The organism is Calditrichia bacterium (assembly GCA_020634975.1).
Taxonomy (GTDB): Bacteria; Calditrichota; Calditrichia; order RBG-13-44-9; family J075; genus JACKAQ01.
Genome location: JACKAQ010000004.1, coordinates 145,540 through 167,106, shown reverse-complemented (window position 1 = coordinate 167,106; position 21,567 = coordinate 145,540). Strand labels below are relative to the sequence as shown.

General features: G+C 47.9%; 20 protein-coding genes and 1 pseudogene. 14 read left to right on the top strand and 7 right to left on the bottom strand.

Annotated features, from left to right (window positions below):
* The first annotated feature begins 9 nt into the window (after positions 1-9).
* The 7 genes from H6629_20750 (at position 10) to H6629_20720 (ending at position 8,197) form a co-directional block, all read left to right on the top strand.
* Positions 10-1,131 (top strand): efflux RND transporter periplasmic adaptor subunit, encoded by a 1,122-nt coding sequence (locus tag H6629_20750; protein MCB9070212.1) that lies wholly within the window; start codon positions 10-12, stop codon positions 1,129-1,131.
* Complete coding sequence (locus tag H6629_20745) at positions 1,128-4,442, top strand: efflux RND transporter permease subunit (GenBank protein MCB9070211.1); 3,315 nt, start codon at positions 1,128-1,130, stop codon at positions 4,440-4,442. The genes H6629_20750 and H6629_20745 overlap by 4 nt, the downstream gene beginning before the upstream one ends.
* Before the next feature lie 12 nt (positions 4,443-4,454).
* The gene (locus H6629_20740) at positions 4,455-4,763 is read left to right on the top strand and encodes a hypothetical protein (GenBank protein ID MCB9070210.1); all 309 of its coding nucleotides are present in this window, start codon (positions 4,455-4,457) and stop codon (positions 4,761-4,763) included.
* A 293-nt stretch (positions 4,764-5,056) separates the two neighbouring features.
* Complete coding sequence (locus H6629_20735; GenBank protein MCB9070209.1) at positions 5,057-5,740, top strand: hypothetical protein; 684 nt, start codon at positions 5,057-5,059, stop codon at positions 5,738-5,740.
* Between the two features lie 59 nt (positions 5,741-5,799).
* Positions 5,800-6,822 carry an SGNH/GDSL hydrolase family protein gene (locus H6629_20730; protein ID MCB9070208.1) on the top strand — a complete coding sequence of 341 codons (1,023 nt, stop codon included), beginning with the start codon at positions 5,800-5,802 and terminating at the stop codon, positions 6,820-6,822.
* A 114-nt stretch (positions 6,823-6,936) separates the two neighbouring features.
* Positions 6,937-7,782 carry a pyrroloquinoline quinone biosynthesis protein PqqB gene (locus tag H6629_20725; GenBank protein ID MCB9070207.1) on the top strand — a complete coding sequence of 282 codons (846 nt, stop codon included), beginning with the start codon at positions 6,937-6,939 and terminating at the stop codon, positions 7,780-7,782.
* A 55-nt stretch (positions 7,783-7,837) separates the two neighbouring features.
* A complete protein-coding gene (locus tag H6629_20720; protein ID MCB9070206.1) occupies positions 7,838-8,197 on the top strand; it encodes a DUF5362 domain-containing protein in 360 nt (119 codons plus the stop codon).
* A gap of 74 nt (positions 8,198-8,271) precedes the next feature.
* Here H6629_20720 and H6629_20715 read toward each other — a convergent pair whose 3' ends face one another.
* The 3 genes from H6629_20715 to H6629_20705 all read right to left on the bottom strand — a co-directional run bounded on the left by H6629_20715 (position 8,272) and on the right by H6629_20705 (position 11,195).
* The gene (locus tag H6629_20715; GenBank protein MCB9070205.1) at positions 8,272-8,874 is read right to left on the bottom strand and encodes a DinB family protein; all 603 of its coding nucleotides are present in this window, start codon (positions 8,872-8,874) and stop codon (positions 8,272-8,274) included.
* Between the two features lie 21 nt (positions 8,875-8,895).
* Positions 8,896-9,903, bottom strand: coding sequence for a hypothetical protein (locus H6629_20710; protein MCB9070204.1), 1,008 nt, complete (start codon positions 9,901-9,903; stop codon positions 8,896-8,898).
* A 173-nt stretch (positions 9,904-10,076) separates the two neighbouring features.
* Positions 10,077-11,195 (bottom strand): GHKL domain-containing protein, encoded by a 1,119-nt coding sequence (locus H6629_20705; GenBank protein MCB9070203.1) that lies wholly within the window; start codon positions 11,193-11,195, stop codon positions 10,077-10,079.
* A 313-nt stretch (positions 11,196-11,508) separates the two neighbouring features.
* Here H6629_20705 and hpnC point away from each other — a divergent pair, with 313 nt between their 5' ends.
* From hpnC to H6629_20690, 3 genes are read left to right on the top strand one after another with little or no spacing between them, the layout of a single operon-like run.
* Positions 11,509-12,306 carry a squalene synthase HpnC gene (hpnC, locus tag H6629_20700; GenBank protein ID MCB9070202.1) on the top strand — a complete coding sequence of 266 codons (798 nt, stop codon included), beginning with the start codon at positions 11,509-11,511 and terminating at the stop codon, positions 12,304-12,306.
* An 8-nt stretch (positions 12,307-12,314) separates the two neighbouring features.
* Complete coding sequence (gene hpnD / locus H6629_20695; protein ID MCB9070201.1) at positions 12,315-13,154, top strand: presqualene diphosphate synthase HpnD; 840 nt, start codon at positions 12,315-12,317, stop codon at positions 13,152-13,154.
* A gap of 1 nt (position 13,155) precedes the next feature.
* Positions 13,156-14,496: an FAD-dependent oxidoreductase gene (locus H6629_20690; GenBank protein ID MCB9070200.1), complete on the top strand. Its 1,341-nt coding sequence runs from the start codon at positions 13,156-13,158 to the stop codon at positions 14,494-14,496.
* Here H6629_20690 and H6629_20685 read toward each other — a convergent pair.
* From H6629_20685 to nth, 4 genes are all read right to left on the bottom strand, one after another.
* Positions 14,483-15,358 (bottom strand): DUF72 domain-containing protein, encoded by an 876-nt coding sequence (locus tag H6629_20685; protein ID MCB9070199.1) that lies wholly within the window; start codon positions 15,356-15,358, stop codon positions 14,483-14,485. The genes H6629_20690 and H6629_20685 overlap by 14 nt on opposite strands.
* 35 nt (positions 15,359-15,393) lie before the next feature.
* Positions 15,394-15,831: a membrane protein FxsA gene (fxsA, locus tag H6629_20680; GenBank protein ID MCB9070198.1), complete on the bottom strand. Its 438-nt coding sequence runs from the start codon at positions 15,829-15,831 to the stop codon at positions 15,394-15,396.
* A 30-nt stretch (positions 15,832-15,861) separates the two neighbouring features.
* Positions 15,862-17,394, bottom strand: coding sequence for a response regulator (locus H6629_20675; protein MCB9070197.1), 1,533 nt, complete (start codon positions 17,392-17,394; stop codon positions 15,862-15,864).
* Positions 17,395-17,584: 190 nt separating this feature from the next.
* Positions 17,585-18,232, bottom strand: a complete 648-nt coding sequence (gene nth / locus H6629_20670; GenBank protein MCB9070196.1) for an endonuclease III — start codon at positions 18,230-18,232, stop codon at positions 17,585-17,587.
* Positions 18,233-18,443: 211 nt separating this feature from the next.
* Between nth and tpx the strand changes: the two are divergent.
* The 4 genes and pseudogenes from tpx to H6629_20650 all read left to right on the top strand — a co-directional run bounded on the left by tpx (position 18,444) and on the right by H6629_20650 (position 21,566).
* Positions 18,444-18,946 (top strand): annotated as a pseudogene (gene tpx / locus H6629_20665) (thiol peroxidase).
* 132 nt (positions 18,947-19,078) lie between these two features.
* A complete protein-coding gene (locus tag H6629_20660; GenBank protein MCB9070195.1) occupies positions 19,079-20,413 on the top strand; it encodes a fibronectin type III domain-containing protein in 1,335 nt (444 codons plus the stop codon).
* Between the two features lie 329 nt (positions 20,414-20,742).
* Entirely contained in the window at positions 20,743-21,090 is a 348-nt protein-coding gene (locus H6629_20655) for an STAS domain-containing protein (protein MCB9070194.1), read from the top strand.
* Positions 21,091-21,110: 20 nt separating this feature from the next.
* A complete protein-coding gene (locus H6629_20650; protein MCB9070193.1) occupies positions 21,111-21,566 on the top strand; it encodes an ATP-binding protein in 456 nt (151 codons plus the stop codon).
* The last annotated feature ends 1 nt before the right edge of the window (position 21,567 follow it).

Genomic DNA, 21,567 nt, shown 5'->3' with positions numbered 1-21,567 from the left:
GGAGTAAAAATGAAGACGGTATTTGGGTTAATTTTGGGGTTACTGTTGGTCAGTTGCGGTGGCGAGGAAGCGCCCAAACAAACGACATTCAAAGAAACGGTTCCGGTGAGCGCGGTTAAAATTGCAGCGCAATCTGTTGGTGCCAGCAGCAGTTACAGCGGCACGGTTGAACCGCTGGAGCGCGTCCGGCTTTCCACACGGCTGAGCGGATGGGTTGACGCCATTTACGCAAAAGAAGGGCAAAGTGTTCAGCAAGGCGCAATATTGCTTAAGTTGCAGAATGCGGATTTGCAAGCCAAACTTGCCCAGGCAGAAGCCGGCATCGCTGCGGCAGATGCCCAATATGAAAATGCCAAAAAGAATCTCGCGCGAATCGAAGCGTTGTTTGCCAGCAAAGCAGCAACCAGCAAAGAGCTGGACGACATGCGAACCGCTTTCACCGCTGCCGAATCGCAGAAGAATGCGGCGCATCAACAAAAAGAAGAAGTTGAAGAAATGCTGCGCTATTCCCAGCTTCGCGCCCCGTTTTCCGGCGTTTTGACGCGCAAAATGATTGAACCGGGAGATCTGGCTAATCCGGGCATGCCGCTGCTGGAAGTTGAGAATCTGGACAAAGTTAAAATCGTTGCCAAAGTGCCGGAAAATGTGATCGGCAGTTTGGAAAAAGGCATGGCAGTCAACGTCAGCATCGGGGCGAACGAGCGCGAATCCGGCTACCGGAATCTGACCGGAACGATCGACCAGATTTTGCCGAGCGCCGATCCGATGAGCCGTCAATTTGAAATCAAAGTGGTTTTGGATAATCCCGGTCACGATATCAAATCCGGTGTTTTCGCGCGGATTTCGCTGAGCAAATCGACCGATGAAACGTTGCTGGTGCCCACTTCGGCGATCTTCAAACGCGGACAGTTGGAAGGCGTTTTTGTGATCGATTCGGAAAACAAAGCCCGGCTTCGCTGGGTGCGCACCGGACGCAAATACGACAATAGCGTTGAAGTGCTCAGCGGCGTAAATCCCGGAGATGTGATCGTTACCGATCTCAATCCGCAATTGCTGGACGGCCAGCCGGTTGACGTCCAACTGAAAAACAGCCCGATTTCCAACGCCAAAGACACGGAGGTGAACGGATGAAAATCGGAATTGCGGGCAAATTAGCCAACAGTTTTATCGACTCGAAACTGACGCCGCTGCTGATCATCACGGCGCTGATGATCGGGATTTTCGCGGCATACCTCACGCCACGGGAAGAGGAACCGCAAATTGTGGTGCCGATGGTGGATATTTTTGTCCCCTATCCCGGCAAAAGCGCCAAAGAGGTTGAGGAACGAATTACCAAACCGCTGGAACGGATTATCAGCGAAATTGCCGGTGTGGAATATGTGTATTCCGCATCGCGCCCGGATTTTGCAATCGTCACCGCCCGCTTTTTTGTCGGCGACGATACCGAGGAAAGCCTGGTGAAGCTCTGGAGCACCATGATGAAAAACATGAACCAGTTGCCCGCCGGCGTTACCTTTCCGCCACTCATCAAATCGATGTCCATTGACGATGTACCGATTATGACGCTCACGCTGTGGAGCGAACAATACGACAATTACCAATTGCGGCGCGTCAGCAGCGAACTCACCCAAGAATTGAAAAAACTCACCGACGTCTCCGAAGTGGAACTCACCGGCGGGCTGCGCCGGAAAGTGCGGATCATTCTCGATCAGGCCCGGATGCGTGCGCACAATGTTGATCCGCTGCAGATCGCACAACAAATTCAGGGTGCCAACCAAAACCTGACCGTGGGCAGTTTTCAGCAGATGAACAAAGATTATCTTGTTGAAACCGGTGATTTTTTGCAGGATGTCCGCGATGTGGAAAATCTGGTTGTCGGCGTTTTCGGCAATAATCCGGTGTATTTGCGGGATGTAGCCACCATCGTTGACGGTCCGGAGGAAGTCAGCAATTACGTGTTTTACGGCATCGGACCGGCGGCGAAAGCCGGTCAGGGCGGATTCAGCAACGGGATTCCGCAGGATATGCCCGCCGTAACCATCGCTATTGCCAAACGCAAAGGCGCAGATGCGATGAACGTGGCGGATATGGTTTCCAAAAAAGTAGAGGGGTTGCAAGGTTACCTTATTCCGTCGGATATCAACATTGTTGAAACGCGGAATTACGGCAAAACCGCATCGGAAAAAGTGAACACATTGCTCGAACACCTGTTCGGCGCGATCATCGCGGTAACGATTATCGTCGGGATTTTTCTCGGCTGGCGCGGTGGTTTGGTGGTGTTTGCATCTGTGCCAATCACCTTTGCGCTCACGCTGTTTGTCTATTATTTGTTTGATTACACCCTAAACCGTGTGACACTGTTCGCGCTGATTTTTGTAACCGGGATTGTGGTGGACGATTCGATCATCATCGCAGAAAACCTGCACCGGCATTTCTCAATGCGGCGATTGCCAAAAATGCAGGCGGCGCTGGCGGCCATCAGCGAGGTCGGTAACCCGACCATTCTGGCAACGTTTACGGTGATCGCATCGGTATTGCCGATGGTTTTTGTCTCCGGTTTGATGGGTCCGTATATGAGCCCGATGCCCATCGGCGCATCGCTGGCGATGATGTTTTCGCTGCTCGTTGCGCTGATCGCCACACCGTGGCTGGCGTACCGACTGCTCAAACAGGGCGAACACACCGACGAAACCGAAGGGCTGGAAAATTCATTTATTTATCGTTTTTATAACAAAACGCTGCTGCCGCTGTTGAACAATCCCCGCAAAGCGAAAATCGTTTTAGGGGGTATTGCAGGACTGCTGCTGCTGGCTGTTTCGATGTTGTTTTTCCGGGTTGTGGAAGTAAAAATGCTGCCGTTTGATAACAAAAGCGAGCTGCAGGTGATCATCGATATGCCGGAAGGCAGCACGCTGGAACAAACCGCGACGGTGGCGCAGGACGTTGTTGCATACCTCAGAGAAGTGCCGGAAGTTGAGAATTATCAATACTATGTGGGCACTTATGCACCGATCAATTTTAACGGATTGGTGCGCCACTACTATCTGCGCGAAAGTGCGAACGTCGCCGATATCCAGGTGAATTTTGTGCACAAATCCGAACGCGACGACCAAAGCCACGATATCGCCAAACGGTTGCGCCCGGAAATCCAGAAAATCGGTGAGAGCTACGGCGCCCGCATCAAAATTGCCGAAGTGCCGCCCGGACCGCCGGTCATTTCCACCCTTTTGGCAGAAGTGTACGGACCGGATTTCGACCAGCAACTGGCGGTCGCCAAACAAATTCGCGAGGTTTTCGAACAAACGCCCGGCGTGGTGGATGTCGATTGGATGGTGGAAGACGATCAACCCATTTACACCATCAGCGTGGATAAAGAAAAAGCGGCCCTCACCGGCGTGAACACCGAGCAACTGGCGCAAACCCTGCGCATCGCGCTGAACGGCGCAGATGTCGGTTTGCTGCACCTGCCCTCGGAAATCGAGCCGGTTGGTATCGAGCTGCGGCTCGGTCGCGCACAGCGTTCATCGGTGGACCAGCTAACCAACGTTTCGGTGCAATCGCGAAACGGTCAACTCATTCCCATCACCGATTTAGTGACTGTGAAAGAACGGTATGAGGATAAAACGATCTATCGCAAAAACCAGCGGCGCGTGGTTTACGTGATGGGCGATGTCGCCGATCAAATCGAAAGCCCGGTTTACGCCATGCTCGACATGGACGAAAAAATCAAAAAAATTGACCTGAACGCAGGTTATTCAATCGACCCGCTATACACCAGCGAGCCGTTTCTGGAAGAACAAGTTTCCATGAAATGGGACGGCGAATGGCAAATTACCTACGAAGTTTTCCGCGATCTCGGCGCTGCGTTTGCGGTGGTTTTGGTGATCATTTATTTGCTGATCATCGGCTGGTTCCAGTCGTTCAAAGTGCCGCTGGTGATGATGGTTGCTATTCCGTTGAGCCTCGTTGGGATTCTGCCGGGGCATTGGCTGCACGGTGCATTTTTCACTGCAACATCGATGATCGGGATGATTGCGCTGGCGGGAATTATGGTGCGTAACTCCATATTAATTATCGACTTCGTGCAACTGCGGCTGGATGATGGCGTGCCGTTAAAACAAGCCGTTATCGAAGCAGGCGCCGTACGAACCCGACCGATTTTGCTGACTGCCGGAACCGTGGTCATCGGCGCAATCGTGATTTTGTTCGACCCCATTTTTCAAGGTTTGGCCATCGCGCTGATGTGGGGCGCAATGGCATCCACTGTGCTCACGCTGGGCGCAGTCCCGATGATTTACTATTTAGTCGAACGCAAAAATTATCCCGAAACCACGCCACAATCCGCGTCCGGGAATTCCACAAATGTAAAAAAATCACCGCCAAAAGAACCTTCCGCAACGAAGGACACAGTGGCAGCGGTTAAAGCCCAAAGCAAAAAATAGCCGGAGGTAGCCATGAAATTGATCGGTTTAATGAGTCTTTCGGATTACAAAAATGAGATTCGCGAAGTACTGAAACGCCACAAAGTGCATATTTACAGCGAAGTGGATATTGTCGGTCACACAGCGGACACACTGCGAAAATATGGCTGGTGGTCATCCAGCAGCGCACCTGATGAGAACCTGTATTCCACACTCTATTTTACAATTGTGGAAAAAGATTTGGCAGAGGCAGTAATGAATGATATTTCGGAAATGCCCCAAAAAGAGGATGACGATCATCCGCCGCGAGCGTTCATGGTCAACATCGAAAAAATGGTGTAACGATAACAAGCTAAAATGATGGTATTATTTAACTTAAGCAACTCAGATTTTCTGAACCGCTTTTGACCGAATACCTGCAAACAGCCGGCAAAAAATCAACTTTTGCCGGCTGTTCTGTTTTCGAAACAGCGTTTGATAATTTGCCGATTCTCCCCGATTTGCCACCAATCCAAAAAAAATTACCGCAAAATTATTTCGAAGATAACTTATTTTTTTGTAATATCTTCTGGCTGTAATGAAAAGCGAAAATCGTTTCCCGTAAGAAATTTTACCATTCATTTTGGAGGCTTATTTTGTTTAATTTCAAATATTTAGCTGCATTTTATTTGTGCATTATTTTGCCGATATTGGCGCAGGAAGAGATCAAAGATCCCAACCCGGACCGATTTGCATCGGAAATTTCCCGGTTTACCGATTGGGATAAACAAAACGCAGTTCCGGAAAACGGCGTGCTGTTTGTTGGCAGTTCCAGCATCCGCGGGTGGATGACAGCTGAATTATTTCCCGGGTTGCCGGTAATTAATCGCGGATTTGGCGGTTCGCATATTTCCGATGTCAACGTATTCGCGGATAAAATTGTGCTGCCCTATCGCCCCGCAATCATCGTTTTTTACGCCGGCGATAACGACGTTGCCTACGGCAAATCAGCAGAACGGGTGTTCGCCGATTATCAAAAATTTGTCGCAACTGTCGGCGAATCGCTGCCAAAAACAGCCATCGTTTACGTGCCGATAAAACCGAGCATTTTGCGCTGGGAGCAATGGACGGAAATGGCGCGCTGCAACGATATGATCCGCGAATTCAGCGAAAGCAACAAACAGTTGCACTATGTGGATACCGCTACGCCGATGCTCGGAATGGACGGCACACCGGAAAAACACTGGTTTATCGAAGACGGTTTGCACCTTTCCCCGGAAGGTTATAAAATGTGGAGCGATCTGGTAAAACCGCTTCTTGATAAGTTGCGCAACCAATAATTCTAACAACAAGCTCAGGTAAAACAATAACTTACACGCAATTAGCAGATCCGGCAAAAATGATAGTTGATATCTCTGCGGATCATCCGCATTTCCAATATATCGGGCGATTTGATCGCACCGACCCACAAGTTCCGCATTTTTCATGGAGCGGCTCATGCATCCGGTTCCGGTTTTTTGGTTCGGATTTGGGCATTTTTTTGCGGCATCTGCCCGACGATCCGGAGCACACGGAAAATGTTTACACCGTGATTATCGATAACAATCCACCGCAATTGCTGCACGCCGCTCCCGAAAAAAACGAATATCGACTTGCCGAAAATTTGCCGGAAGCAGCGCACAGTGTGACCATTTTCCGGCGAACGGAGGCGATGTGCGGCGTGGGGATTTTCGAAGGCATCCGACTGAATGCGGGCGGATTGCTGCTTTCCCCACCACAGTTGCCCCAGCGAAAAATTGAGTTTATCGGCGATTCCATCACCTGCGGATTTGGGAACGAAGCCGCATCCGAAACCGAAGGTTTCACCGCTGCAACAGAGGATGGCTACCGGGCGTTCGGCGCAATCGCGTCCCGAAAACTGGACGCGGAATATCGCGCTATTTGCTTTTCGGGACGCGGCGTTCACCGGAATTACGATGGCAGCCGCACCGGATTGCTGCCGGAATTGTTCGAGCAAATTTACCCACAATCGCCCCAAAAATGGCAATTCTCGCAGTGGCAGCCCGATGTCGCCGTTATCAATCTCGGCACCAACGATTTTGCCAATGGCATTCCCGAAGCAACTGAATTTATCGGCGATTATTCCGCGTTTCTCGGCAAAATCCGGGTGGCATATCCGGCGGCAACAATCATTTGTCTGGATGGTCCGATGCTTTCCAGCGATGCATTGTCAACCTGCCAACACTATATAAAACAGGCGGTTACGATCGCAGAGAAAAATGGCGACAGCAATGTTTTCACTTTTTCGCTGAGCACACAGGGCGAAAATGGTTTCGGTGCAGATTGGCATCCGAATGTTGCACAACACGAAAAAAATGCAGATGAATTAGTCGCTTTTTTCAATGAAAAACTGAATTGGTGACATACCGGATGAATCAACCGTTTATAAAATACAACATATTGTTTTTGCTGATTTTAAGCATGACTGTTTTGGCACAGAAGCAAAAAAAATTCACCCACACAATTTTTAATCGTTTTGGGCATCGCGCAGGATGCCGGATTTCCGCAGGCTGGCTGCAAAAAATCATGTTGTGCAGCCGTTTGGCAACAGCCCGGCTTGCGAAAAATGGTCGCCAGCATCGGAATTGTGGACGAAGCTGCCGGCAAAAGCTGGCTGATCGAAGCAACGCCCGATTTGCGTTTTCAGATGCGCAATTTGCAATCCAACTCTCCGGCGCTCGATTCGGAAATTCCCGACGGTATTTTTTTGACGCACGCGCACATCGGGCACTACACCGGCTTGATGTATCTCGGTCGCGAATCTATGGGCGCCAAACATGTGCCGGTTTTCGCAATGCCGCAAATGACTGATTTTTTGCAACTTAACGGGCCGTGGAAATTGTTGGTGGAATTGGAAAACATCCGGCTGATGCCGATAGCTGAAGATTCTGTTATCACGCTATCCGAACATCTGACGATTCAGCCCATCCGCGTTCCCCATCGCGATGAATTCAGCGAAACCGTGGCGTTTCGCATCAACGGGCGGGAAAAATCGGCGCTGTTTATTCCGGACATCGATAAATGGAACCAATGGAACCACAATATTATCAACGAGATAAGCAAGGTGGATGTGGCATTTCTCGACGGCACATTTTTTGAAAATGGCGAAATTCCCGGTCGCGATATGAGTGAAATCCCTCATCCGTTTATCAGCGAAAGCATGGCGCTTTTTGATTCACTGCCAGAATCGGAACGCGCTAAAATTGTGTTTATCCATTTTAATCACACCAATCCGGTGATGCAGCCGGACAGCGATGCACGAAAATTAGTTATCGATAAAGGCTATAAAATTGCCGAAGAAGGCATGCGAATCCAGTTTTAGTTTCTCCGCAAATCATTAAATAATATTACTTAACATCAATATGGGAGATCATTTTATGAATGATTCACTTAGCCCCAAAGCCCAGCAGGACGTTCGGGAAATGACCGGTCACATGAATTTTGTAGGAATTATGGGTATCATTCTCGGTGCGCTCAATTGCCTCAGCATTATCGGCGCGATTATCGGCGTGCCGTATATTATCGCCAGCCTGCGCATTCGCGAAGCGGCAGATAATTTTAATCGCTATTTAAACGAAGGCAGTACGGTTACGTTGGAAATGGCGTTCGAAAAACAGAAATCGGCGTTTTTTATCACCAAAGTTATGCTGATCATCGGTTTGGTGCTGGCTGTAGTGGGAATCATATTTTTTCTGGCGACAATGGCAATGGTTGGCACGATGCCCAATCAATATTGATGTAAAAAAAGCTGCAGGGAAAATTCTCTGCAGCTATGTAATATTTGATCGAATCAGGAATCGCACTAATATTTTTACACTTTCGGGAAATCGCTAAGTTCTTGTAAACGTTTGGCTTGCAACAAATGTCTGTGATTGTGGGCAACCTGCAGCCAAAGCGCTTCGCCCAAAGTCAGCCGCACCAAAGCGCTGGCTGGCGATGCAAATTTTTTATAATTCAGCGCGTATCCGTCACTTTCGAAAATCATTTGATCCAGTTGTGCAATATTTTTCTCAAATTGCTGCATCACTTCTTCCGGGTCTTTCGTGCCCTGTTGCGGCACAAAAACGCCCACCGTTTTCATTTTGCGGGTGCTCTCCGGCAACACAATCCCGACAAACATTTTCCCAAACCAGGTTGGTTTGAACGCATCGGTGCTTTTGAGATCGCGGCTTTTGAGCATGTTCAAATGCTTTTCCATCGCCGGGAAATACATTCCCATAATGATGTTCAAATGATCAAAATTTTCCAGCATACTCCATATTTTGGCATCCGGTTTCCAGTTTAGCTGCGCCGGTGAAAACTGGGAAACGAGCGTGGCGCTGGCTTCTGCAACCATTTTATTTTCTGTCAACAACCGTTGCAAATGCGGATGTTTCACTGACTTAACCGATTGTTTTTCTTGAATTTGACTCATCTATTTTTCCTGTTTAAAAATTCATTTTTTCTTTTTGAGAATCGAGATGCCGCGATCCAGCAATGACCGGGAAATCCGCACCAGCAATCGCGATTTTTGAATCAACCGCGCCATCGGCGGGCTGGTTCGATAATATAATTTTACGAACTGACGCCCCAAAAAGGTGGGTTGCAATTGCGTATCGCGAAAATGCCGGAGCAATTGCACTTCCGGGCTGTCTGCGCTGTAAACGGCTGTCGCGATAAAACATTTGCCACCGCCGCCACCGTTTCCGCTACCGGGATCGCCACTACCGGGATCGCCGGAACCCGGGTCGTCGTTGCGTCCGGTGGCAACATTGTCCAGATCTGCTGCACGGGTTTCAAAATTCCGGCGCTGACGCTCCTCTTCCCCGGCATTCGGAAACGAGCGTTTCCACCATCGAGCCCAGCCGAGCGAATGTTCCGGTTTATAGGGGTCGCGTTGCGGGTTATCGGATAAATTTGCGGTATTTTCCGGTGGAAACCGATGCCCGCCGCCCAATCGTGCAAAGTGAAACCGCATCATCACCATCGCGAAACTGTCCACATTGGAGAGCCAATTTTCGATTTTTCTTTCGGCACCGCCGGAAGTTGGCCAACTATTTTTGCCGCGCCACCAGTTTAGCCCGTCGTCCCAAACCCGGTTATTTTCGACATATGCATTCAGCGCCTGTTCCATTTCGCTGTAACTGACACCGGCGGCATCCGCCAGCCATTGAATGCGCCGCGTTGCCTTAAATGTGAAATTTTGGGTGATGTCCCAAAAAGTTGCCGGTTCCAGTTGCATCAATCCGCGCGCCGGTCCGCCGCTGTATTGTTGCCGTGCCCGTGCGCGGTCGCCCTCCCACCAAATGATGTAGAGAAAATGCCAGCGAATCCAGCGCCGTTTATCGGCTTTGTCTGCGCCGGGATCCAGCTCATCCAGCACATTTGAGATGATCCGGCTGAGGCCGTCGTATCGCCCAAAGGCGGAATCACCGGTGTTTATCGAACTGCGGAAAATGGCCATTTGCGCACCTATCTATTTGTTATCTATTGATTTGTTGAAAAATACGGCGAGAATTTTATTCTGTAAAGCGATATTTCATGAAATTGTATTTCCACTGATTCACGAAATTTACAAAAAAAAACGCCAACCGGTTGGGCTGGCGTTCAATTTCTTAATGAACCAATTTTGAAAATTTATTTCATGGCGTTTTTGGGCGGATTTTCCACCGGCAAAATAATTTCCAGAACCGTGCCCACACCGCGAATGCTTTTTACGGAAATATCGCCGTTGTGCAATGTGATAATTTTTCGTGTAGTGGTTAATCCCAAACCCGTAGCTTCGAGTTTGGAGGTGTAAAACGGGTAAAATAATTTGTCCTGCAACAGCGATGGCACGCCGATGCCGTTGTCCTCAACCGTCAAATGAATCCGGTCATTATTCTGGAAAACCGTGATAGTGATTTGCGGTGCGGCATTATTTTCGATCGCATCGATGGCATTTGCCAAAACGTTGAGCAGTGCGCGTTTGAACATTTCCGGATCGATCGCGCAGAGCACCTCGTCATCCGGAAAAACGGTTTGCAGCTTCACTTCCCGCCGGTCCAGATACGGTTTCAACAATTTCGCAAATCGTTTTACAAATAGCACCAAATCGACACATTCAATCTTCACCGGTTCGAAAGATTGCACATCTTTCATCGATTGCAGCAGCGATTCAATTTGCTCAACTTTCGCCAGCGCGCGATCCATTTGCGCCAGTTTGGCGCTGTCTTCATCTTTCAACAGTTGATCGCGAAGGGATTGCAGGGTCATTTTTAACGATTCCGTTGGCGAATCGATCGCATCGCGTACGCCTTCAAAAACGGAATCCACCACTTCCACAAATTCCCGGGCATCCTCCAGCGCTTTTTGGCGTTCTTTTTGGGTAATATCCTGAACAAAAAGCCCCATGTAACCGCCCTGCATGGGATGGATCGTGTAGCCAAAAGTGCGGCTGCCGTATGTGAGCACCTGCGCCCGGGGAATATACCAGTTGATGTTCAACTGGGAATCCTGATTGTTGCGGAAAAAAATGTTGTATAACGTATAAAAATCTTTCGGTTTAACCGTGTTGCGAAAATAGCCTTCGGCGGTTTTGTTCATCGCAACGATGCGCTCTTTCAGCAAATCAAACACCACAATGCCAACGTTAATGTGCTCAACCAGATCGTTAAAATACCAATGATTGCGCGCCATTTTTTCAGCGGTTTCCAACACCTGCAGTCGTTTGATTTTTTCGTTTTCGGCAATTTCCTTCGCCCGGCTGGTACTCATGAATTTCCTTTCACGGTATTGAAATTTCACAAAAAAACGCAGGCAAAAATGGCGTTTATTTGATGAATTATCGTCCAAAACCCTTGTTGCATTAGCCGGATTCACAACGCGTAATTTGCAAAAACACCCGGATTCTGCGCCGTATTTCCCGAAAAATATGATTTTCCCATTGAACGCATTGCGCTAACACGCTATTTTTAACCTGAAAATTTAAACGCCGGACAGCAACCGATTGGACAAAAAAACAGCACCGGAAATTCGATTTAGCACCATTTCCCCCGAATTGCGGTCGGCATATGCGCACTGCCGAAAGATTACCCAAAGCCATTACGAAAATTTTCCGGTTGCCTCGGTGTTGATGCCCCGAAAAATGCGCTGGCATGTTTACGCGATTTATGCTTTTGCCCGCCACGCCGATGATCTCGCAGACGAGTTTGCTGATCGCGAGGGCTTGCTGCGCTGGCGGGAGCAGTTGCACGCGGCAATTTCCGGCGAAACGACGCATCCGATTTTTTTGGCGCTGGCAAACACCATCCGGGTTTGCGATTTACCGGTTTCGCTGTTCGATGACTTGCTGAGCGCATTTTTGCAGGATCTCGAAAAAAATCGATACGAAAATATGGCAGAGTTGCGTGACTATTGCCGCCGTTCCGCTAACCCGGTTGGGCGGTTGATTTTGCTGCTCAACGGCTATCGCGATGCGGAACGATTCGCCTGCTCAGACGCCATTTGCACGGCGTTGCAACTCACCAATTTTTGGCAGGATGTTAGTGTTGATCTTGCCAAAAATCGTGTGTATCTTCCGAAAGATTTTTTGGAAAAGCACCGTATTTCAGAAGATCAACTGTTTGCTGGCGACACAAATCCGGCGTTTCGCGACTGCATCCTAGCGTTGGTGCGGGAAACCCGAGAATTGTTCAACACCGGAAAACCGCTGCTTTCCAGCGTCGATTTCCGGCTGCGGAAGGAGTTGCAACTCACCGTTGAAGGCGGTTTGGCAATTCTCCAAAAAATTGAAAATATGAATTACGATGTGCTCAAAACGCGACCGAAACTGGCTAAAACGGATTGGATCAAACTGATTTTTCGAACCATAACCAGCGGAAAATAGGATTTCATATGCAACAACAAACCGAACAGCAAATCACTTTCGAGAGCAAAAGCAACTTTCTGTATTCGTTCTTTTTTCTGCCGAAAGAAAAGCGGCAGGCGATTTACACACTGTATGCATTTTGCCGCCAAACCGACGATATTGCAGACGATGCCAGCCCGCTGGAAAAGCGCATCCGTCAGCTCAACAAATGGGAAATTGAGCTGAAGAATTGTTTCAGCCGCAAAGTTTCCAACTATTTCGATTCTGTGCAACAGGTTGCCGAGCGCTTCAAAATTCCATTCGAATATTTTCTGGAATTGATTGCCGGTGTTCGGATGGATCTCAACGATTTACAATATCGCTCGTTCGACGATCTGAAATTGTATTGCTATCGCGTCGCGTCCTGTGTGGGGCTGATGTGCATCCAGATTTTTGGCTATCGCGATCCGATGATCAAAGAATATGCGGAAAATTTGGGCATCGCGCTGCAGTTGACCAACATCATCCGCGATGTTGGCACCGATGCAAAATTGGGGCGAATTTACCTGCCCGACGATGAATTATATCGCTTCAACGTGGACAAAAACGAAATTATGCAAGCCAATTACAGCGATCGTTTTGTGGCATTGATGGAATTTCAGGCGCAGCGTGCCCACGAATTTTACGACAAAGCCAACGCCTGTTTGCCGGAAAATGAACGCCGGAACATGCTGGTCGCAGAAATCATGAAAAACGTTTATTTTAAATTATTGCACAAGATAGAGTCTGAAAAATTCCAGGTTTTGGAAACGCCGATCAAACTCAGCAAGCCCGCAAAAATCTGGGTAACTGCCCGCACGGTTTCAACAATAAAAATGTTCGGCTAAAATGGACGATCGCCAGGTTGTGATCATCGGCGGCGGCGTTGCCGGAATTTCCGCAGCCGTTCACGCCATCGAAAACGGTTGGCAACCGCTGGTGCTCGAAGCCACACCAAATCCCGGCGGTCGTGCCCGCTCCCTTTTTGCCAAAGATATTTCCCACACCATCGACAACGGACAGCATGTGCTCTCCGCTGCCTATCACGAAACGATCTGGTTGTTGAAAAAGCTCGGCTCGATCGACGGTGTGCATTTTCAACCTGCTCTCGAAATTTATTTTCAACTAAACAATCAGCGAAAATTCGCGTTCCGCTCCAGCCGGCTTCCCGCACCGTTTCATTTTTTGCTGCCGCTGGTGCGACATGCGCCGCTGACTGGTGCTGACTGGCGATTTTTGCGGCGATTCGGTTGGCAATGGCTGAAAACTTCCGCGGAAGATCTGCGCGGCGCGACGGTCCGCGAATGGCTGGATTCCGTCGGCAACGCCCCGTTTTTGGAAAAATTATTGTGGGAACCGATCACGCTGGCAACGCTGAACACGCCGGTTCACAAAGCCAGTGCCTTTTTACTGCACCAAACCCTGAAACTGGCATTTTTGGGCAACGCCAAAACCTGTGGATTGGGAATCCCGAAAACCGGGTTGAGTGAGTTATTTGCCAAACCATTTGCAGAATATTTGGCGAAAAACGGCGGTGCGTTGCGCACCGGAACAATTGTCCGAAAAATGCTCGTGGAAAATAAACGCATTTCTGCACTGGAAACGCATCGCGGTGAGCGAATTGAAGTCAAAACCGCAATCTCTGCAATACCGCCGCATGCACTTTCCCGCATTTTGGAATCCTCGCCGGAAGCGCGAAACAAACTGTCGTTGTCGCTGGATAAATTTGAGTATTCGCCAATTATTACGGTGTATTTGTGGTTGCGGAAACCGATCCCAACACAATTTCCGGCTGCTTTGGTCGATTCGCCGGTACAATGGATTTTTGAATTACCGGCAACCGGTGACGCAGATTTGCACGGCTATTCGCTGGTGATCAGCGCCGCGTTCGATCTGGCGAACGCCGATGATTCAGCCATTCTCGAACAGGTGAACAGCGAATTCCGGCACTATTTTTTGAAGGATTTGCAATCAGATTTCGGGTTGGCAGCACATAAAATTATTCGCGAAAAACGCGCCACATTTTTGCAAACACCGGAAAGCCTGCGCCATCGCCCGATGACGGAAACCGGGATTGCCAATTTTTTTCTCGCCGGCGACTGGATAGATACAGAACTGCCCGCAACCATCGAAAGTGCAGCGCTTAGCGGAAAAATGGCGATCGCTGCGCTGACAGCTAAAACAGGCTGAGTTGTTCCCCATCCCGCCGTTCCGCAGGAAACGCGGGAAAATTTCCCACATCAACGGATGTCAATTTTTCTTTCAAAATTTGGTGAAATGCGCGGCACAAATGCGGTGCGTAAAAATCGTTCGGCGAGTGAAAAAAGACGAACGGTGCGCGCCCGCCCTCAATCCAACTGGCGACGGTTACGGCTAATTGTTGCAAAAATGGCAGGTTGGGTTTTACCGTGTTGTGTCCCACAAATCGCACAAACGGGTGATTTCCGGTTGCCACAAATTGGGTGGGCATTTTGGGTTTGCGTTTTTGGGCAGCAATTACAAACGGGTCGTCGCTTTCCATTTCATGCAATACTGCGGTATCGAAAATTGCTCGATTTACGTTGCGATTGGCGAGCAACTCGTTCAACGCGGCGCCGGCGCCGTTTTCCCGGAAAAAATCCTCGTTGCGAACTTCAACCGAATATTCAAATTCGCCCGGCAATTGTTCCAGAAATCGCGCCAAAGCGGGCAGCCCTTCGCTACCGAAACCGGGTGGCAACTGCAAAAAGAGGATGCCCAGTTTTTCCGCCAATGGCGACATTGTATCCAAAAATTCAGCCAGCAATTTGTCCGTATGACCGAGTTTGTGTTCATGCGAAATGGTTTTGGGGAATTTAAAACTGAAGCGAAAATTTGCGGGTGTTTCTGCGTACCAGCGTTTTACGGTGTCTTTTTTGGGCAATCCGTAAAACGTATTGTTGCCTTCCACTGTGTTGAGCACGTCGGCATATTGTTTCAAAAAATCTGCCGGGCGGGCGTCCGGACTAAAAAATTCGCCGACCCATTCGCGGTTTGCCCATATCGGGCAGCCCAGAAAATACTGTTGTATCATACGCTGAGCCCGTTTTTCAATCGGAAATTTTTCCGCTATTCTTCGATCCGGTAGTCGTCGGTGTATTCCGGTTTTCGGGAATAACCGGTTACAAAAACATTGCTGCGATTGCTCAAAAATCCTTTGAAGCGGCGTTGCAGCCATTTCCGGATAACCGTGCGGATCGCCGGGACCATCAACGAAAATCCGGCTAAATCGGTGAGCAATCCGGGGGTTAGCAGCACGATGCCGCCAATCAGAATCAGCAGCCCATCCACCAGTTCGTCGGCGGGCAATTTGCCGGTGTTCAACTCGCTGCGAATGCGATTCAGCGCCAGAAATCCCTGCGCTTTTGCCAGCGATGCGCCAATGATACCGGTTACGACAACCATTGCCATCGTCGGCCAAAACCCGATAGCTTCGCCCAATTTGATTAAAATGAGCATTTCGACCAACGGAATGGTGACAAAAACAAATAGTAATTTGGCAAACATATTATCTCGATCGTTTCAGTTTTCAGGGACTCAGGTGTTTCCCAACACCCTGCGGATTTTTTGACTAAACACCCGAATATCAATCGGTTTCGTCAAAATTTCCGAGACGCCCGCTGCCCGCGCATCCGAAACCGTTTCCGAATTCCGGTAGCCTGTCAGCAAAATAATCGGCGTTCCCACACGTATACTGGTAATTTGCTGCGCCAGTTCCACACCGGTGAGTTCCGGCATGGTTTGGTCGGTAATTACCAGATCAAAACCGAACGGATTTTCTTTGAACAACTCCAAAGCCTGCGAGCTCTCATTCACTGCGGTAACTTTGTATCCGAGATGCTCGAGCAATTTACGCCCGACCATCACCAGCGATTGCTCGTCATCCACCAGCAAAATGGATTCGTCGCCGCGTTCCATGTCTTCAATTTCATCCACTTCGTCTGCACTGTCTACATCTGTTACCGGAAAATAAATGTTGAATTCCGTGCCGACGCCGGGCGTGCTGTAAATGGACATCTGCCCATAATGGCTTTTGACGATATTCTGGACTATCGATAATCCCAACCCGGTTCCCAAATCAGCCGGTTTTGTGGTAAAAAAAGGATTAAAAATTTGCCGGAGCGTGTCGTCATCCATCCCTTTGCCGTTGTCTTTTATTTTTAGCCGAATGAAATATTCAGGTTTTGGCATCAACTCGACCTGCTCATCAACCAAATCGTTGGTGAGCGGCTCGAGAATAAGCTCGATTATTCCGGGACCAGGGTGAATGGCGTGAAACGCGTTCGTGCATAAATTGATGACAATTTGGTGTATTTGGGTAATGTTTGCCATTACGCTTTCGCATTCCATGCTGAAATTGGTGCGAATTTCCACATTCGCGGGAATGGATGCGCGGAGCATTTTCACTGCCTCGGCAAGCACAACCTGTAACGGCACCGGTTTTTGATCCATCGATACCCGGCGGCTATAGGCAAATATTTGTTCCACCAGATTTTTACCGCGAAGACCCGCTTTTTGGATTTGCTCGATGTAACTTCGCTGGCGATTATCTTTTGGCAACTCATACAGCGTCAATTCCGAAAAGCCCAAAATGGCACCCAAAATATTATTGAAATCGTGCGCGACACCACTGGCGAGAACGCCCAACGCCTCTAACCGTTGCGATTGCACCAGTTGAAGCTCCAGTCGTTTCGTTCGCGTAATATCCATCAATCCCAGATAATAGCCTTTCTGGTTACCATTTGCATCAAAAACGGCAATACCGTGCAGCTCCAGCACTATGTTTTCAACATTATCCAACGGGATATCAACTTCACAAGTTGCCCGTTCTCCGGAATCGGAAAGCTGTGTCAGAAATTGTAAAAATTTATCCTGATCTTCCAATGAAACAAAATTGATAAAACTGCTCGATACCAATTCTTCAACATTCGCGTTCAGCATTGCAGCAATTTGCGAATTTGTCGAAACGATTGTTCCTGCAGCGTCCAACGTCATGTAACCGACCGGAGCCAGATCAAAATATTTAGAGTAGTTGTAGGAAGAAAACTCCTCCCTTGATAAATCTGTCACTTACCGCTCCTGATTCAATTTAATCTCATTCGCACAGGCATATTGTTGATAACGGAATTTACTGGTCAGGATGACCGACGATAGAATGTATTTCTCAACTCCGAAAGAAATTAACAACAAATTCGGGGTAATCTCTCTTTCAAATCGCACAATTTTAAATTTTTTATGCGAATTTTCCGAATTTGGCGGATCACCGATCGAGATTTTCGCGCCCGTATTTGCTACAAATTGGGCACTCTTGCGGATTGTGCCCCCGTGCGGGACAATACTCGCGCCCAAAATAAATGATCTGCAAATGTAATTTAGCCCAACTTTCCGGCGAAAAAATTGCTTTGAGATCCTTTTCTGTTTGCTCAACATTTTTCCCGGACGATAATCCCCAACGGTATGCCAGCCGGTGAATATGGGTATCAACTGGAAATGAGGGAACGCCAAAAGCCTGCGTCATTACCACAGATGCCGTTTTGTGCCCAACGCCGGGCAATGCTTCCAGATCTTCAAAGGTTGCCGGAACTTCGCCATCAAATTTATCCAGCAAAATTTGCGATAATTCATAAATCGCTTTGGATTTTCGCGGCGAAAGCCCGCACGGACGAATAATTTCTTGAATATCAGCAACAGCAAGGGTTACCATTTTTGCCGGTGTTTTCGCCCGATCGAAGAGCATTGGCGTTACTTTGTTCACCCGTTCATCCGTGCATTGCGCAGAAAGCAGCACCGCGATGAGCAGTGTGTAAGCGTCTTCATGTTTCAGAGGTATCGGAGGGTTGGGATACAGCCGGTTCAAAATCTCCGCAATCGCTGCCGCTTTTTCAGAAAAATCTGTTGTTGCTGTCATTTAATTTATTGTTTCAATCTATATTTTTTTAAAATACGTGTAGCAAAATTTAACAAACTATTTCCAAAAAAAAAGAATCGATTGGAATTATCACATTTTTCATAGCGAAAAACCTGTTTTTTTGAAAGGATTTCCATCCGTTATCAAAGGGAATTATATTTCGCAATCATTTTTAACAGGTTAAACTCAATACAATATACGGAGTGTTTTTATGAGTGATCAAAAAACTGTTACGTCACGCGGCAATGTGCTCAATTTGGTTGGTGAAAATATTTCTATTGGACAAAAAGCACCGGATTTTTCTGCAATTGGGTTGATGCCAGTTAAAGTCCATCAGCGATTTTGCAGGAAAGACAATAATAATTTCTGCATGCACTTGCCTGGACACCGGTGTTTGCGATATGGAAACCCGACGGTTTAATGAAATAGCGGGCAACTTGGCGATGATGTTGTCATTTTAACCATTAGTGTAGATTTACCACCTGCCCAAAAACGCTGGTGCGGCGCAACAGGAGTTGACAAAGTTGTTCTGCTTTCTGATCACCGGACTGTTTCGTTCGGCACGAATTATGGTGTGTTAATAAAAGAATGGCGTCAACTGGCACGTTCGGTATTTATTGTGGATAAAAGGGCATCCTTCAATACAACCAATTGGTTCCGGATATTGCTCAGCAACCGGATTACGACGATGTTATCGCAGCAACAAAAAACTGATGTAAATAGACTATTTTTCAATTTTCATTCAAAAGGTTTTCACGGCGCTGTGGAAACCTTTTGTTGTTAGAGATGTTATATTTCAAACGGCATGCGATCATGTTTTGGGCGATGTGCCGCAATGAATAAATTTTGTTAACGGAACTGAACATTCGGACATCCATGAAACCGCCGGTAAAATCACCACATCTATTTCTTTATCTGCTTATTTTTTTTGTATTTACATCTCTCTACTTTTGGGGATGTACCGAGCGGGGACGCAGCAACCCGTTTGAACCCGGAGAAACGGATGAGGTAATTTCGCTAACACTATTGCCGGAATCGGATAAGATTACGCTGCGCTGGCAACTCAACCGACAGGTTGAGGATATCACCGGATTCCGGGTTTATCGCTCAATCGGAAGCCCAGAAAATTTGCTCGGATTTCAGGAAGTATCCCAAACCACAACGCAATTCACAGATTTTCAAGTGCAGCCCGGTCAGCGCTATTATTACCGAGTTTCCGTGCTCGGCACAAATGTGGAATCCACACCCTCAAATGTGGAAAGCACACTCATCGGAAACGGCAAGTGGTGGGTGCTCACCACCGACGACCGAAATGTGAAGCTGCTCAGTTACGATTTGCAACACACCCTCCGCGACTACCGAACCGAATTTTTATCCGAAAACTGGGCGACACCAACATCCGGCGATTCTCTGTTTTGGTTTAGCACGCCAACGTATCTCAAAAGCATCGTCAGTTTGAACCGGCAAAATGGGCGGGAAAGGTTTTTCTATTTCGATTCGCTGTCCAAAGCCGAGGACCTGTTTTTTAATGTGAATGAACGGCAATTATATGTACTTGACAATGTGCGAAAACGGCTGTTTGTGCTGTTCAATAATAATTTAATCGGCATCACGAAACTGGATGAAAACCGCGATTACCGGCGAATCAAACAAAGCGCTGCAAGCGATGCCGTTTGGGTGATGAGCGATCAGGCAATATCACGATACGAAATCAACGCCGGCGTTGCCCGCCTAACCGCCGACTGGCCGTTTGATAGCGGCTTTACAGGTCGGGACATTGCTGTTTTGGGCGGGAATGTTTATGCGCTTTCCGCCGGAACAACTGCCAGCCAGTTGTTGCAAATCGACAATCAAAATAATACAACACCGATCAGTTTGCAGGGACGTTACCGCAGGGTTACCGTGATCGGCCCCGATGCTATTTTTCTGGCACAGGAAATTGATGGCAGCGACGACGCACTGGTGAAAATGAACGCCGCCGGTCAGGAAATTTTCCGCAAAGCGGAGTTCGGCAGCATCGAAGCCATTGGTGTGAACCCATCCGACCAAACTATTGTGGTGGCGGATGTTAGCCGCAGCATCGTTTCTTTGCACGATCCACAGGGCAACCGCATCAGCGAATCCCGAAACAGCGCCGGCACCCGAATTTTATCGGAACCACTGGAATTGCTGCTCGATTAATAAATTTTTCGCCCCCACCGGTATTCCTGAAAAATAAAAAATATTATTGCATCTAAAATCGTGTAATCCCGTTATCTGATATAAAAATCGTGAAATATATTTTGATTACTCGTTCGTACGGGTTATTTTATATGCTAAAAATTCAATGCGGAAAATTCATTTTCGCAAGCTGTTGTATCTGTTGAAAATACGATCGTCTCAATTATCTGGGATAATCAAGATTTTATAAGATTTTGTTCCGTTTAAAATGCAAAAAAATGTGGCATCGGGTAACAACTCAGGTATTACCCACGTAGATAATGCACTGCCTGTATTAGAAGGAGGAATGGATGGCAAACTTTGAAGTCGCGCGCAAAGACGAAGGCCAGGTAAGTATCCTGTGTTTGTCAGGCTATCTGGATGCGCATACAGCGCCCGAGTTTGAAAATGCCTTGAATACCCTTGTAGCTGAAGATCGCTTCAACATTGTTGTTGAAATGAAACAGCTGCAATACATCAGCTCTGCCGGGTTAGGTGTATTTATGGGATTCATCGAAGAAGTTCGAGACAATAACGGCGATATTAAACTGACAGAGGTAACACCGCGCGTATTTAAAGTATTTGATTTGTTGGGTTTCCCCAGTTTATACGAGTTTTACGACAGCACCAGCGAAGCGACGGGCAAGTTTACCCAGTGAAATGTCAGGATATTAATTTCATGAATAAAACCAAAAAGAGCACTGCTAAAAACACTTTTCGATTGAATCTGCCGGCAAAATCCGAAAATCTGGATATTGTACGCAAGTTCATTTCCGGAATTGCAGCAAATATTGGTTTCTCTGATGACGATATTTATCAGATTGAACTGGCAGTGGACGAAGCATGTGCAAATGTGGTTACCCACGCATACACCGGCGATGACAAAAGTGATCCCAAAATACTGGTCACCGTTCGCACCCGGAAGGACCGCATCGAAATTACCATCGCAGACCGTGGCATGGGTTTTAATCCCAACGATTTGAAATCCCCCAATATGAACGAATACCTCAAACGCATGAAACCGGGCGGACTTGGCGTGCACCTGATCAAAACATTGATGGATAAAGTATCTTTCAACATAAAACCCGGTGTGCGAAACGAAGTAAAAATGGTCAAAATCCGCACCAACGGGTAAC